8 protein-coding genes and 1 pseudogene are annotated in these 13,932 nt (G+C 66.4%); 1 reads left to right on the plus strand and 8 read right to left on the minus strand.

All coding sequences use genetic code 11. From position 1 onward, the window contains the following. From AB0H28_RS28745 to AB0H28_RS28765, 5 genes and pseudogenes are all read right to left on the minus strand, one after another. On the minus strand, positions 1-201 hold a 201-nt coding region (locus AB0H28_RS28745; RefSeq protein WP_358046816.1), incomplete at its 3' end, for a transposase. A 13-nt stretch (positions 202-214) separates the two neighbouring features. Continuing rightward, positions 215-733: a hypothetical protein gene (locus AB0H28_RS28750; protein WP_358046820.1), complete on the minus strand. Its 519-nt coding sequence runs from the start codon at positions 731-733 to the stop codon at positions 215-217. Positions 734-1,085: 352 nt separating this feature from the next. Continuing rightward, positions 1,086-1,859 carry a methyltransferase domain-containing protein gene (locus AB0H28_RS28755; RefSeq protein ID WP_358046822.1) on the minus strand — a complete coding sequence of 258 codons (774 nt, stop codon included), beginning with the start codon at positions 1,857-1,859 and terminating at the stop codon, positions 1,086-1,088. Positions 1,860-1,908: 49 nt separating this feature from the next. Beyond that, positions 1,909-2,748 (minus strand): annotated as a pseudogene (locus AB0H28_RS28760) (IS5 family transposase). A gap of 521 nt (positions 2,749-3,269) precedes the next feature. Then, complete coding sequence (locus AB0H28_RS28765; protein ID WP_358046825.1) at positions 3,270-4,142, minus strand: carboxypeptidase-like regulatory domain-containing protein; 873 nt, start codon at positions 4,140-4,142, stop codon at positions 3,270-3,272. 1,055 nt (positions 4,143-5,197) lie between these two features. On the opposite strand from AB0H28_RS28765, the gene AB0H28_RS28770 reads away from it, so the two are divergent. Further along, positions 5,198-6,055, plus strand: coding sequence for a hypothetical protein (locus AB0H28_RS28770; RefSeq protein ID WP_358046828.1), 858 nt, complete (start codon positions 5,198-5,200; stop codon positions 6,053-6,055). A gap of 261 nt (positions 6,056-6,316) precedes the next feature. On the opposite strand, the gene AB0H28_RS28775 is transcribed toward AB0H28_RS28770, so the two are convergent. The 3 genes from AB0H28_RS28775 to AB0H28_RS28785 form a co-directional block, all read right to left on the minus strand. After that, on the minus strand, positions 6,317-6,733 hold the full coding sequence (locus AB0H28_RS28775) for a hypothetical protein (protein ID WP_358046831.1): 417 nt from the start codon (positions 6,731-6,733) through the stop codon (positions 6,317-6,319). A gap of 46 nt (positions 6,734-6,779) precedes the next feature. Next, a complete protein-coding gene (locus AB0H28_RS28780; protein WP_358046834.1) occupies positions 6,780-7,214 on the minus strand; it encodes a hypothetical protein in 435 nt (144 codons plus the stop codon). A 261-nt stretch (positions 7,215-7,475) separates the two neighbouring features. Next, on the minus strand, positions 7,476-13,922 hold the full coding sequence (locus tag AB0H28_RS28785) for a polymorphic toxin type 28 domain-containing protein (RefSeq protein WP_358046837.1): 6,447 nt from the start codon (positions 13,920-13,922) through the stop codon (positions 7,476-7,478). Between the last annotated feature and the right edge of the window lie 10 nt (positions 13,923-13,932).

Genomic DNA, 13,932 nt, shown 5'->3' on the forward strand with positions numbered 1-13,932 from the left:
CCTCCTGCGCCGCCGGGGAAAGCGACCGCGCATCACGCACCACCACACCCATACACACCCAACGATCACGGCACATTTGGGCAACTCGTCAATAATCCCCAGGTCACGGGCGACCTGAGCGATCGACTTACCCGTCTCACGCACGCTGCGCACCGCGCCCGCCCGGAACTCCGGATCGAACTGGCGTCTCGTCTCAGCCATGAACCTCTATCCCTCAAGCTCTGGCCTCCACGCTACGAGGGGAAGGGCAGTCAGCGTGGCGGCGTGCGGTGTGCAGGCGTTGGGCGATGTGGGTGTGTGGTGGGGCGGTGCGCCAGGTGACGTGCAGGTTGTTGAGGGTGGCGCCGACGCTGATGCGCAGGATCACCGCTGCGGCGTAGGAGGCGGCGTCAGCGGCCTCGCCGGGTGGAACCAGCCGGTGCGCGCGTCGAAGGACGATCGCGCCGACCGCCTGTGACACCGCGTCAGCGCCGATGGGCTGACGCCCGCACGGCGGGGTGCACAGCAACACCGGCGGCTCGTGGGTGCGGGTGATGGTCGCGAACGGCGCGCTGCACAGGCCGCAGTGCAGCAGGCCGTAGGGCAGCGGCGTCTGCGGTGAGTGCCGAGCCTCGGTCAGCCACGCGCGGACGGTGGTGGCGGGCAGCTCGTGCTGGCGGGCGACCCGGTCAATCACTGCGGTAAGGCGACCATGCCCCGACCTGTCGTATGCGGCGGTCACCTGCGCGATCACGTCGGCGATGAAAGCCGGCGTCCGATTGACGGCGACAGGGCGTGATTTCACGGGGACGGGTCCTGATGCATCGCGGTCCGTTCGCTGGTGGCGTCGAGGTGGCGGGTGGTGGTGATGCCGGCGGCATCACGTCGCATGCCGGCGGCGGGGGTGTGGTGGCCGGCGGCAGATTCGGGGATGTTCTGCCGCCGGCCTGGCCGACCCGTCGGGCCCTCATCCCGACGTGGTCGTCCTGGCGGTGCCGTGCCCTGGGCGGTGGAGGCCCGGCACCGCCTTTCCGGTGACCACATTGGGATGGTCGCCGGACGTGACGCTGGAGGTTGCCGATCCCCCAGCGGCACCGCTCGGGGCGTTAGGCGGGTTTGCGGGCGCGCAGGCCGCGCCGCTCGATCGACCGCAGGAGAACGTGAGGATCGGCCATGACCGTCTGGAAGTAGTCGATGTCGTCGGCGGGGATGCCGAGAGCCTGGAGGGTGGGACGGGCATGCGCGACGATGCCGGCGAGGACGCCGCAGCCGGGCCCGCCGCCGGTCCACGTCTCCGACACGGCGCTCAGGCACACCTGTTCCATGCCCCGGCCGTGTAGGAGTCCTTCGACGTCGCCGGGCCAGCGGCCGGTGCCGCTGGGGCCGAGGGTCGTGTCGTAAAGCCTGCGCACGACCCGATTAATCAGGTCCTCGTCGCCTGAGGTGTCAGCGCAGTGCACCTGTGGGCGGGTGTCGGTGACGTCCGCCAGGATCAGCCACCCACCCGGCCGGAGGCGGGCGAGCATGTGGTCGATCAGGGCGGCCGGGTCGACCAGCCGGTGGTGCGGCCACCGCGCGATAACGAGGTCGACGCTTGCGGCGTCGCCGGGCACCGCGTCAGGGTTGACGGCGACGTCGCGGCTGTAGACGTCCACCACGGCGGTGGAATTGAGGTGGGTGGTGTCGTCGTCGACCGCGATGACGCGGCCCATTGGTCCGACGGCGCGAGCGAGATAGGCGGTGACATGGCCGGTTCCGGCACCGATCTCCAACACTCGTGACCCGGGAGCGACGTCGAGTTGGTTGACCTGGTGCGTGATGGTCGGGTCGAGTAGCTCCCGCAGCGGTGTGGACAACCCTGCGGTGTGTGTCGTGGTCATCGTCTTCCCTTCCAATTTTTCAGAGGGCGTTCGATTTGTCCTTGATCTATTAGTATGTGCCTCGCCAGGTCGGGATGGCTTCGTCCGTTATGCGGCGGCTGACGTTGTCGATCATCGCGATGTGGATCATGGCTTCGGAGCTGGCCGGGTGGGTCTCGTAGTCGCGGACGAGTCTGCGGTGCAGCATCAGCCAGCCCAGGGTCCTCTCCACGACCCATCGCCGTTTGACCACGTGGAAGCCTCTGGTCTCGGTGTTGCGCGGTACGACCTCGGCGTCGATACCGAGGGTGGCGGCGTGTTCGACGAACTGGTTCTTGAAGCCTGCGTCCACTCATGTCTTGGTGACGGTGGGATGGGTGGCCTTGACCTGGTTCAACGCGCGGATGCCGGCGGTGTTCTCGGTGGCGGAGGCGGCCATGACGATGACGGCCAGCAGCAGCCCCAGAGTGTCGGTGACTACGCTGCGTTTGCGGCCGACGATCTTCTTCGCGGCGTCGGTTCCTTGCGTGGCGGTCGGCGGGTTGGTGGATGTCTTCACGCTCTGTGTATCGATGACCGCGGCGGTGGGCTGTGGTTCGCGGCCGGCCTTCACGCGGGCCAGGGCGGTCAGGTCGAGGTTGAGCTGGGCGAAGACGCCTTCGTCGCGCCAGGCGGCATAGTAGTAGTACACCGTGGTGTGTGGCGGAAAGTCATGAGGGAGGTATTTCCAGGCGATGCCGGTCCGGTTGACGTAGAAAATGGCGTTCAGCACCTCGCGGACGTCGGTGCGGGCGGGCTCGCCGGTGGGTCGCCGGTCGAGGCGGGCCTGCTGCCAGGCGAGCAGTGTTGGTGCGATCAGGGCCCAGCGGGCGTCGGAAATGTCGCTGGGGTAGGCGCGGCGTTCAGTCACGGCAGAGATCTACTCCGGACAGTCCTGGCGACGCGGCAGGCAGAGGAAGCGGCGGTTCCGATCCAGATCTACGTCAGACGGAGTCTGGTGGCTATCTGCCCGCGAAACAGGCGCCGATCGCATGGGTGCGGCGAACACGTATCGCTACTCATGGGGCGAATGGGTCGAGCTGGACGTAGGACAAATGGCGGATAACGCGAAATGGCATCATCGAATGCCCACTCAGAAGCGCTCTTCGCCCCCGCTACTTACAGCGCGCTACATTGCCAGGAGTTTTTGATGGCCGGGCTGGGTGATACTGGGGTTATCGTCTGCCCGATCCCGTCGCGATCCGGCAGGGTAGCTGGCGGCCCAAGCCGGGTGGCTCGGCCGGGCCGAAGCGCGTGTTGGAGGCATTGTCCCAGCCTGCGGGGCGCGCCGAGACTCCAGCGGAATGCTGAAGCCTCGGCGCTTTGCTTGCTCGTCTCAGCGCAGGGCGCTCCCGCGTGTAGGCATCTGGCCGCTGAGGCGAGCCCGGACGATCAGACCTGCAGGCGTACGCGGCGACGCCGTGCGACGAGGACCAACCCGACACCGACCGCGACAGCGACCGCAGCCGCGCCGACGAGCAGCATGGTGTCGGCGCCGGTGACCGGCAGGCCCGGGTCGGCGCTGTTGTCACCGGTGGCCGGCAGGCCCGGACCGGCACTCGAAGACACCGAAGGCGACGGCGACGCCGACGGTGAGGCGCTCGGCGAACTCTCGGTGACCTTCTTGGCCGGCACGAAGACGCGTGGCTCGTCGCTGTCGTCGGCGCTGACCTGCGCCGTCGTGTGGTTACCCGCGCTGCTATCGCTGGTCAGGATCTTCCAGCCCGCCGGGCCGGTGAAGGTCAATAGAACGTCACCGGCTGGGAGGTGGGAGAGACGGAAGAGGCCCTTGTCGTCAGTGGTGGCCTCGGCGTACTTCGTCTCGCCGTCGGTGCTGGTGGCGACGACCTTGAACCCGGGAACGCCGGGCGTCTGGGGCGTCCACTCCGCGCCAGACGACTTACCCTCGAAGACGTAGCCGCTCAGATCGTTGAAGGCGCCCGGCACCAGCAACCGCACGCTGGTGATGTTGTCGGCGTCGTTGGCCTCGCCATTGTCGGCGGCAAGCTGGAAGGCGACAAACCCACGGCCGTACCGCCACGCCGCGTGATCGGTCTTTCCGGTCAGCTCAACGGTCTTGGTGGCGCCCGCGGCGAGGTCGAAGCCGGTCCGCAGCTCACCGTAGACAACATCGGCGACACCCTCGCTGTCACCGCCGGTGTAGTGCACGCGCTTGGCGTCCACCGAGCTCTTGTTCTTCACGGTGACCGTGATGGTGAAGGTCTCGCCCTCGGCGTAGGTGGCCTTGTCGGCGGCGGAGGTCACCGCGATATCCGGCTTAGGGGCGGCGGCCAGGGCGGCAGTCGCCGGAAGGGCGGCCACGAACGCGCCCGCGAGGGCGGCGGCGGCAAGTGTGCGCAGCATGAAGGTCTCCGAAACGGGGAACGGGAATCAGCGCGATGCTAACGGCTGAGTGAGTCGCTGCACTGTCCCATGATCAAGAACGTGATCGGAAAGGTACCCGGGCCGGGCCGACCAGCCTGAACCGCACACGGAGCACCAAGGTGCCGCGCCCTTGCTGGCGTCGGAGGTTGAGCATGTTGAGTTCGACGTCGGGCCAGTTCCTCGATCGAGACGTAGCCGTTGAGAGCCCGCCAGGCCAGTTCTTCGTCTCCGGGCCCAGCCGGTCTTGATTACGCCCCGGCGGACTCCACTGCCGCTAACCGGACGCGCCCGGACAGGACCGGACGTGATGGATGCTCGTCGCACGAGCACACACCGAGCACCCAACCAACCACAAGGGACAGCAAAAGGAGGGGCCTGACCACCGTTCCGGCAGGTCAGACCCCTCCTGATCTTGTGCGCCCGAAGGGACTCGAACCCCTAACCTTCTGATCCGTAGGACGAAGTCCAGTTGTGTCCGGGCGCGTCCGAACCAATCCTGCCGCATCCCCGCAGGTCCGACTCCACATCGACTAAAGCGGATCCCTGGTGTCCCCGGCAGACAGGACGAAATCCATCCCGGTCCCGGAACGTCCGTGCCAGTTCCCCGACGTCCGAGCACCCACAGAGCACCCCCGAGCGGGACGTTGACCCGCTGGGAGGCCGTATCCGCCCGGGCCACGGAGAGCAACAGGCTTGCCCGGCGGGACTGACTCTGATATTCAGGTATCTGGTTACGCAGACAGGGTCGGACCCTGCCAGGCAGCCGCGAATCTTCTAGGCAACGGCGTTGCGGACATACCGCAACGTGCAGCCTCGCCATGCTCTCTCCCTCGTGGAGCGCCCGCACGTTGAGTGCGCCCGCTCATCGGAAGGTTTCCCAGATGAAGACGATCTAGGACGGCTTTCTGCCGCAGCACACCGCCAGCACCCACCGGGTGTTCGCCATCGTCGACCACGGTGGCGGGGAAACGGTGGAGGCCCTGGCCACGTTCCCGACTCCGGAGCGAGCCGACACCGTCGCGGACCTGTTGAACCTGCTGACCGTTGGATACCCGCCCGAGCGGACCCGGGAACGGTTGCTGGCCGCCCTCGATGCCGAGCCGGGTCCGGTCCGCGCGTCAGTGACCGCAGTCTTGGACGCCCTCCGCCCTAGCCGGCATCGCCTGGCCGTTCAACTGCGACGCCGGGCTCACGCCGGGATCGCCAGCTTCCCGGCCAACGGGTGCCCGACAGGAGGGTGCGGCACCTGCCCGACATGCGGTGACGGGTGCCTCGACTGCCCTGCCTGCGACAGCGGCGAATGTGACGCCTGTCTGACACCGGTGATCACGCCCCGGACGGCGCTGCTGTTGTACGTCGCAGCGATGACACTCAGCGACGAGGTCAGCGGCGCGATGGGAAACCTGGATAACTGGGACTTTCCGCCGTTCATCAAGCAGCTGACTCCAACCTCGCTGGGCCAGTTCCGGGCCACGTTCGTCGCCCTGGCTGCGGACCTCGCCCACGGTATCGAGCCGCAACCCCGGACAAACGCCGAGGAGATCGCTCTGCACCTGATGACCGACCGCGCTAACGCCGAGCTCGAGCTCGGCAGCTTTGACGACATGTTGGAGCGGCTGCCCGAGTCGGCCACCGACTACGACTGGGACGGCATCCTGACCGAACTCTTCCAGGACAACGACTACACCGGGCTGATGGCCTACCGCGGCAAGCCGCCCGCCGAGGAGGTCACCACTCTGTTCGAACGGTTTGACAACATGCTGGAGCGTCCCTACGCGGCGACGACACCATAGATGCCGAGGTGGACATCTCACGTGGCGCGGTTCGCCCTTCGGACTGCTCGGGTCTGCAGCAGGGCTTGGCTAGCGGCCGTAGTGCGAACCACGCCCCGCGGATGACAAATTTCAGACCTCTGCGAGCGCCGGGTGTCGGCCTACCAGGTCAGGGAGACCGGTTCGGTGGGCTTTGACGACGGCTTCTGATCTTACCCGGCAATGGCGTCATATCGGGTCGGTCAGCGCCCCAGTGACGCGCTCGCACACACAGTGCGTCAGTTACGCCGCGACGCGGATCCCCCGATCCTCGCCGGGCGGGGCTCGCACCTGGCGCAACTCGTGCTCCACCGGGTGGGCCAAGCTGCAGTCGCTTCGACCTAACGAAGGGCGGGCCACCGTCCGGCTTCGTCCGTGACACCACGCATCGCCGAGTCCGCGAGCTTGCAAAGACGAAAGCTCGACCACCTGATCCGGTTGGGCGTGGTTGAACGGGAGGCGATCGAACGCCTGCTGAAGCAGCGGATTGCGGTCGGTCGGCTCGCCAAACTCGCGAATGGCCGGGCCGAGGTCCCAGGTCTGACGCTCGTCCCCGACCTGGGTGATCTGTCTGAGAATCTCGGACACGGAGCGGCGCTGCCCGATGGCGACGAGCTCCTCGAGCATCGGGGTGGTCACCCAGTGCTGGTCGAGGCCCATAAGCCATTCTACGAACGGCGGCGCCAGGACGGCTCACCTGCTCAACTCAGCATTCACGGCTCAATCGCTGCCGCGCTCGGCGCAGTGCACCCGCCTGCCAAGGGCTACTGAGATCGAAGCGTTGAACAACGGGCGGCCACTCCTCCACGGTGCCGCCTGCAGCAAGCGCCAAACCGTCTAGCGCTGCACGCCTGACGACTTCGTCTAACTCGTCGGACTCGGCGGTCTCGATTAAAGACAAAAGCAGGGTGCAGTCCTTTTTGCTGGCAATATACTTGCCGGCTCGAGTGAGGGCAATTATGCGCACATCCGAGTCATAATCCCAATCGACGCCACGCAGCAGCTGCAGAATTGAACCTCGATACTTCTCGAAAAATCCCCATTCATCTAATACAATTAATGCCATCCGTGAAAGCATCGGATCTTCCGGGCAGTGCAGGAAAGGAGCGATGAGCCTTTCATGTTCAGGCGCATTCCCCACACGCCCCAGGATATGGATGAGTCGATACAAGTCGTGCTGGCCGGTTCGAGCGGCTAGGGCACTAGCTGTCCATGAGATTTCATCTCGCGACACTCGACCGAACTTTGCTCGATCCAGCAAGTCACCAAGGTCCGGAGCTGGCACGAAAATCTTCCCTCTCACTCGTCGCGACTGAAGCTAGGGCCAAGAAATGCGCCACACGGGATTCTACGGGCCGCACCTGTAGCCCACTCGGCATTTATAACAGCCGCAACATGGCAGCTAAGCAGCTCCCGGCGGGACGTATTTGTACGTGTAATCCAACATTCGACTGGCGTAAGACAGTTCGACCTGCAAGTTCACTCGCTGATCAACAGTGAGCAGGTGGCCTCTATTCTTCAGTGTCTTCTTGATAGAACCGATACGATTATACAAGCCTCTCTGCCCATCCCTGACCTCGTGCACGTGGTCCCAGGGCGTCCCGCTAGACTTACGCTTGACGATCTCGCCACCGATTTCCCTCTTGGCGGCTGAAAGATCCTTCGGCTGAAGGTGATCCCCTACAATCCGCCCGCTCGATGTATTTTGCACATACCACGGTACCCGCACGATCGGGTTTGTACGGCCGTCACCTCCCGCCGCAGACGGCGCATACACAGACATCGGGCCAATTTGCGAGCCTGGGGCATTCGCGTACACATCAACGAGCCCTACGTAGGCCTGATCAATGAAGGCCAAAAACTCCAGGGAACAAAGATCACTACCGCTTGACGCATTACAGGCAAGAAGAAGTAGCCGAACGCTATCTACGTCCTCATGACCCGAAAGCCTGCCTCCCGCATTAATGAGCTTGTTCCGCTGGATCTCTACCTGCCGCTCAAGCTCGTCCAGATCGTTCACATCCCCGTCCCTGAGAACTACGGAGCCAATCGACGCAGGGCGCGGCTTTTTGTGGTTTTTGCGGGAACTGATCCAGTCGTCATCGCCGCAGGATCCACCGCACCCATCGTTGTCGCCGTCGACGGTGACGAGATGACCGTCGAGGTGTTCATAGTCGGCGCCAGGGCCGCAGCGGTCGTCGGCGCAGGCTTTGAGGCCGCTGGGGTCGGACAGGTTGATGGGGTTGCTGTTGCTGTAGGCGTAGGCGTTCCATTGCTGTGGGTCGGCGAGGTCCATGACGGGGTCGACGCTGATGAACCTGCCGAGTCCTGGATCGTATTCGCGGGCGCCGAGGTGGGTGAGTCCGCTGGGGTCGTTGTCGCCGCCGACGAAGCCCTTGGGGTTGGCCCAGGGAACCTGGGAACCGCGGGGGGCGCCGAACGGTGTTTGGTAGCGGCGGGTGACGGTTTGTGCGCCGGTGTTGCTGATGGTGGTGTGTTGGGTGCCTTGGTGGTCGGTGATGAGCCAGCTGAGGGCGGTGGCGGTGCGGGAGGCGATGAGCTGGCCGGCGAAGGTGTAGTAGCGGGTGGTGTTGCGGCTGGTGCCGTTCCAGCGGATGTCCATGCCGGGTAGGTAGAGGGTGGTGCCGGTGGCGTCGCGGCGTAGGAGTCTGTTGCCGTCGGCGTCGTAGATGTTGCTGCCGGCGCTGGGCGCATCACCGGAGATGCTGTTCAACCGTCCCTCAGAGTCCCAGGACAGGTTCTGCGAGGCGTTGCCTGGAGGGCAGGTGTTGGCTGCGGCGCCGGTAGGGCGGCAGGTGGTGTTGCCGGTGTTGTCGTAGGCGTAGGCGTTGGTGACTGCGGGCTGCCCGGGGGCTTCGGTGAGGACGGAGGTGGCGGCGTGGGGGCGCACGACGTTCTGCCCGCCGGTGGGGACGGTGTAGGTGCGTTTGGTGTCGCCGGCGCTGGTGTGGGCGGTTTCGGTGAGGCGGTTGCCGACCTTATCGAAGGTCCAGTCGTGCCAGTAGGGGGCGGGGCCGCCGAGGTTGGCGGTGGTGGGTGTGGTCTTGCAGTCGACGCCGGTCTTCGGGGTCCAGGCGCTGGTGAGTCGGCCGAGCGGGTCCTGTTGGAAGCACTGGGTGTCGGTCTGGCCGACTTCCGGCTGGTCGGCGGTGGAGGTGATGTTGCCGGCGTCGTCGTAGTCGTAGGTGCGGTTGGAGACGGTGCCGGCGGCGGTTTCGGGTTTGACGTAGGTGTTGGTGAGCCGGCGGGTGGTGAGGTCGTAGGTGTTGGTTTCTTCGACGTAGTTGCCGGCGCTTTTGCGGGTGAGCAGGGTGGGTTCGCCGTAGGCGGTGTACTGCTGTCCGATGACGTAGCTGTTGCCGTAGGCGGAGCCGGTGGTGAGGGTGACGGGCAGGCCGGAGGTGGAGTTGTAGCCGGTGGTGATGGTTTCGCTGCCGGTGAGGTCACCGGCGGCGGGCATGGTGACGCTGCTGGGGGAGCCGTCTTGTTCCCGGTAGCCGTAGCCGATTTCCCAGGTGGTGTTCAGTCCGGTTTCGGTGGCGGGGATGACGTACTGCACGGCGCCGGGCTGGTAGCGCTTGGTCCAGGCGAGGTACCGGATTTTGTAGGCGTTGGTGGAGCCTGGGGGGTCGAAGCGGGTGGCTTCGGTGAGCTGTCCGCGGACGGCTTCGCCGCCGAACATGATGTCGGTCTTGTCGAATTTCCAGCTCGCGCGTTTGGTGGTGGTGGAGATGGTGTCGTCGTAGAGGCCGATCTTGCGGCCGAGGTTGTCGTACTGGTAGGCGAGGACCTCGCCGCGGGCGTCGGTGGTGGTGGCGAGGTCGTCGGTGTCGGTGTAGGTGCTGGTGGTGGTGCCCTTGTCGGGGTCCTTGGCCGAGATCTGGCGGCCCTTGACGTCGAAGGTGTAGGTCCATTCGTTGCCGTCGGGGTCGGTGACGGTGGTGAGTTGGCCCTTGCGGTTATAGGTGTAGTTGGTGCTCTGGTAGGCGCCGGCGATGCCCTGGGTGGTGGTGTGCTGTCGCAGTTCGACGGTGCGGCCCCGGGCGTCGGTGACGGTGGTGGTGGGGGTGCCGCCAGCGGGTGGGGTGACGCTGGTGCGGTCACCGAGGTAGGTGGTGGTGCTGCGCCACTTCTCGACCTGGTTGATGACACCATCGGTGCCGAGCAGGATGGCGGCGGTGGGGCGGGAAGCATCGTCGTAGACAGTGCGGTTAACCGTCGGCACCGACCATTCGGGCTGCCCCCACAGGGTGCCCGAGGGTGCGCCGATCTTGCCGTGGGCGCCGTAGGTGGCGTCGACCCGTCCGGACGTGTCGTAGATGGTGTCGGTGATGACCCGGTCGCCGTTGGCGCCCGTGGACTGGGTCTGCCGGGGACGCAGCAACGCGTCGAAGATCTGGTACGCGGTCAGGTAGCCACCGCCGGCGTTGACGGTCCTGGTCTGCACCCAGGGGTAGGCGTCGCGGTTCGGCGCGTAGGAGTACGTGTAGCCGACGGAGGGGGTTGACTCGCGGTTCTTGCGGTCCCAGCCGACGGCCCAGACCTTCGCGACTCGGCCCAGCGGATCGTAGGTGCTGTCCTTCACCCGGCTGTTGGGGTCAGTCGTCTTGACCGGGACGCCCCAGTAAGGGGCGTTGGTGACAGTGGTGCTCCACGCGGCGCCCCCGTTGGGGTCCGGACTCGACGTGTTGATCGACGCGACCGGGCCGGTGGCGGGCGAATAGGTGGTCGTGGTGGTGCTACCGCGGGCGTCGGTGGCGGTTGCGATGCGACCGAACGGGTCGTAGGTGCTTTGCGCGGTGGTCTGCCAGGTGGTGCCGGCGGAGGTGGACCAGTTCTTGAGCTTCTCGACCTTGGTGACCGCGCCGTAGGTAGGTGCGATGTTCGGGTTGGCGGCGCCGTCGTAGGTGTTGCGGGTGTCGGAGATGACGTCGGCGGTGCTGGTGGGGGCGTTGCCGCAGGCCAGGGCGGTGGTGGTGGTCTGCTTGACCGTGCCGGTGATGTTCGCGCCGAGGTTTCGGTTGTAGGTCAGCTCGGTGCACTGCTCGTCGCCGGTGGCGGGCCACTGTCCGTCGTCCTGGATCCGGTCGAGGGTGCCGTAGGTGTCGTTGAACGTGGACTGGGTGCGGGTGGTGCGCCATCCGCTCTGTCCGTCGACGCCGAGCGCGGTGGCCTGGTAGGTGGTTTTGGTGTTGACGTAGCGGGCGGTGACGGTGTCGCCGTTGATGGTGCGCGACGCGGTTTCCGGGGAGCGCCAGGGCACGTTGACGGTCTTGCTGACCGGCTTGCTGGTGGTGCCGTTGTAGACGACCTTCTCGCGGATCATGCCGGCGAACTGGTCCTCGTCGTAGACGGTCTCCGTGCCGAGTGAGGCGCCGATGGTGACGGTCCGGGTGTCGTTGGCGGCGTTGAGGCGGTCGCCGTGCATGCCCTGTAGGTAGGTGGTGCGGGTCAGGGTCTGCCGGGGGGCGTCGCCGGTGCGGAGCTCGACGGTGCGGTAGCCGCGGAACTGGCTCCACGTCTTGCGTTTGGGTTTGACGAGCCCGTCGTCGTCGGCGTAGTGCCAGGCCGGATCACCGGGGTAGTCGTAGAAGGTGTTCTGCACCGGTGCCTGGTAGTCGACGTTGTCGACGATCGCGGGGATGTCGGACTGCGACACTTGCCGGACGACGTACTTGTGCCACCACTCGGTGATGTCGGATCCACCCGGGTTGTAGGGGTCCGGCCCGATGACGGGGTAGCAGAGTTTGGTGTTGGTCTCCGGCGCGCTTGGCAGGTTGCTGGAGGTGCACTCGGGCAGCCTGTAGGTGACCTGGATCTTGGATCCGGTCTCGGTGATGATGTTGCCGATGCGGTTGCGGTTGTTCGTGGTGTTGTGCGAGGCGAGGACCCGGTTCTGCAGGGACGTGGGTTCGAACGTCACCGGCGGCAGAACAACCGGGTCCAGGTTGTCGGGGACGGTGGCGGTGGAGCCGGTGGCGGTGGTGTTCTTGACCAGACCGGTGTGCACGATCGAGGCGAGCCACATGCCGGCGTAGTCGCTGCCGTCACCAACCGACGGATAGGTATGGGTGAGCGTCCAGGAGTCGACGTCCTGCCAGGCGGGTGTGGTCTTGGTGGTGTCCCACACCCGGGTGCTCACCTTCGCCAGCCGCTTGGTCGACCAGAAGGTGGGGCTGTAGTTGGTGCCGCAGTTGGCGGCGGTGGCGGTGCACTCCTGGTCCCAGGGGACGTCTTTCCAGCTGACGCCGGGGCTGTGGTTGGTGCAGTTCGACTCGCAGCGGTCCAGGGCGGTGAACGTGACCTGGCCGGTGGGGGTGATGGAGCGGCCGTCCGGTCGGTCCCAGGTGCCGTAGTCGATGCGGCTCAGCGTGCCGCCGCGGGTGTAGAGGGCCTTGTCGGTGGCTTTGAGGTTCTTGCCGTACCGGTTCGTCTCCGGGGCGTACCAGTAGGACATCGTGTTGCCGCGGGGGTCGACGACGTAGTCGAGGTTCCACCGCCACGCCTGAGTACAGAACGATGCGGCGAAGGTACCGGCGTTGCAGGGCTCGTTGGTGTGGTTGCCGGCGACCGGGACGGTCCAGGTGGAGTTCGTGGCGGTGCTCTGGCCGGGCGGGTTGTTCAGGCCGAAGTAGTACTGGGTGCCGTCGGTGGTGGTGACCTTCCAGTGCTCGCCGCCGTTGGCGCCGTTGCTCGCTCCGGGCAGCTTCTCGATCTTTGCGCCGTCCTCGTCGCGGGAGTGCCAGCCCTTACCGGTTTCGAAGACCAGCTCGCTGCCACCGCCGTTGAGGGACATGGTCGCGTTGTAGGACCGCCAGCACAGATCGCCGGTCTTCACCGAGTTGTTGGCCGACCCGGCCATGTCCTCGCTGCACGGGACGTAGCTGCGTTCGATGAACCCGGGTGAGTAGTCGAAGCCCTCGCCCACCCACGAAGGTTGGCTGTTCTCCGCACTCGATCGCCCGTCGACAGTGCCCGAGGAGTAGGCCAGCGATACCCTTGGCGCCAGCCCGGCCGCCGGCGGCACGCGCATGTCGTACGACCAGGTGAAGTTGCCGGTCGATCCGCCGGCCGACCAGGTGGATGAGGCGGCGAGCGGTGTGGCGGAGTAGTCGCCCTGCACGCCAGCGGCCCCGGCCGCGAGGGCCATCACGGTCCCGGCTGGCGCCGCGGACACCCGCGCGCTCACGGTGCCGTCCGCGACCGAGTTGACCGACTTGACCGGTGTGGCCCGGCACTCTGGCACGGCCGGGGTCGTCAGGGCGCACGCGGGCAGAGTCCACAGCTTCAACCGTGAGGACCAGTTGCCGCCGTAGGCGTGACGGAACGGCTTGTAGTCGACGGTGACATCGACGTCCGCCGGCCCGGCGGCGCCCTCGGGACGCAAGGTCAGCAGCAGACCGGCGCGCCAGGCGCTTGGGCTTTTACCCCGATCGTGAACCTCGACGTCCACGCCGGTGATGGTGCGGCCGGAGGGCGTCGCGGCGCGGGTGACCCGCACCGGCAGGCTCCCGGCGCGGGCGGGGGTGGCGGCGCGGGCGGTGGCCGTCGGAAGGGCGGCCCGGGCACGCCCAGGAGCCGGCCACACCGGATTGTCCCAATCGGCGGTTTTGGCCGCCTTGGTCGGCAGGGCCTTCTGCTTCGCGGGACCGCCGATGGAGTCGAGCTTCTCGGGCCGCACACTCGGTAGCGACGGGCGGGGTTTGGCCTGCGCCGGAGGGACGGCGAGCAGCCCGGCACCGAGGACCGCGGTCACTGTTACCGCGATCAGCCGACGCGTCGTGGGCAGCAGACGGCCCCGCTGGGGGCGGCGGGTCAGAGTCGGCACCGTGAGTATC

Source organism: Micromonospora sp. NPDC050980, assembly GCF_040653835.1.
GTDB lineage: Bacteria > Actinomycetota > Actinomycetes > Mycobacteriales > Micromonosporaceae > Micromonospora.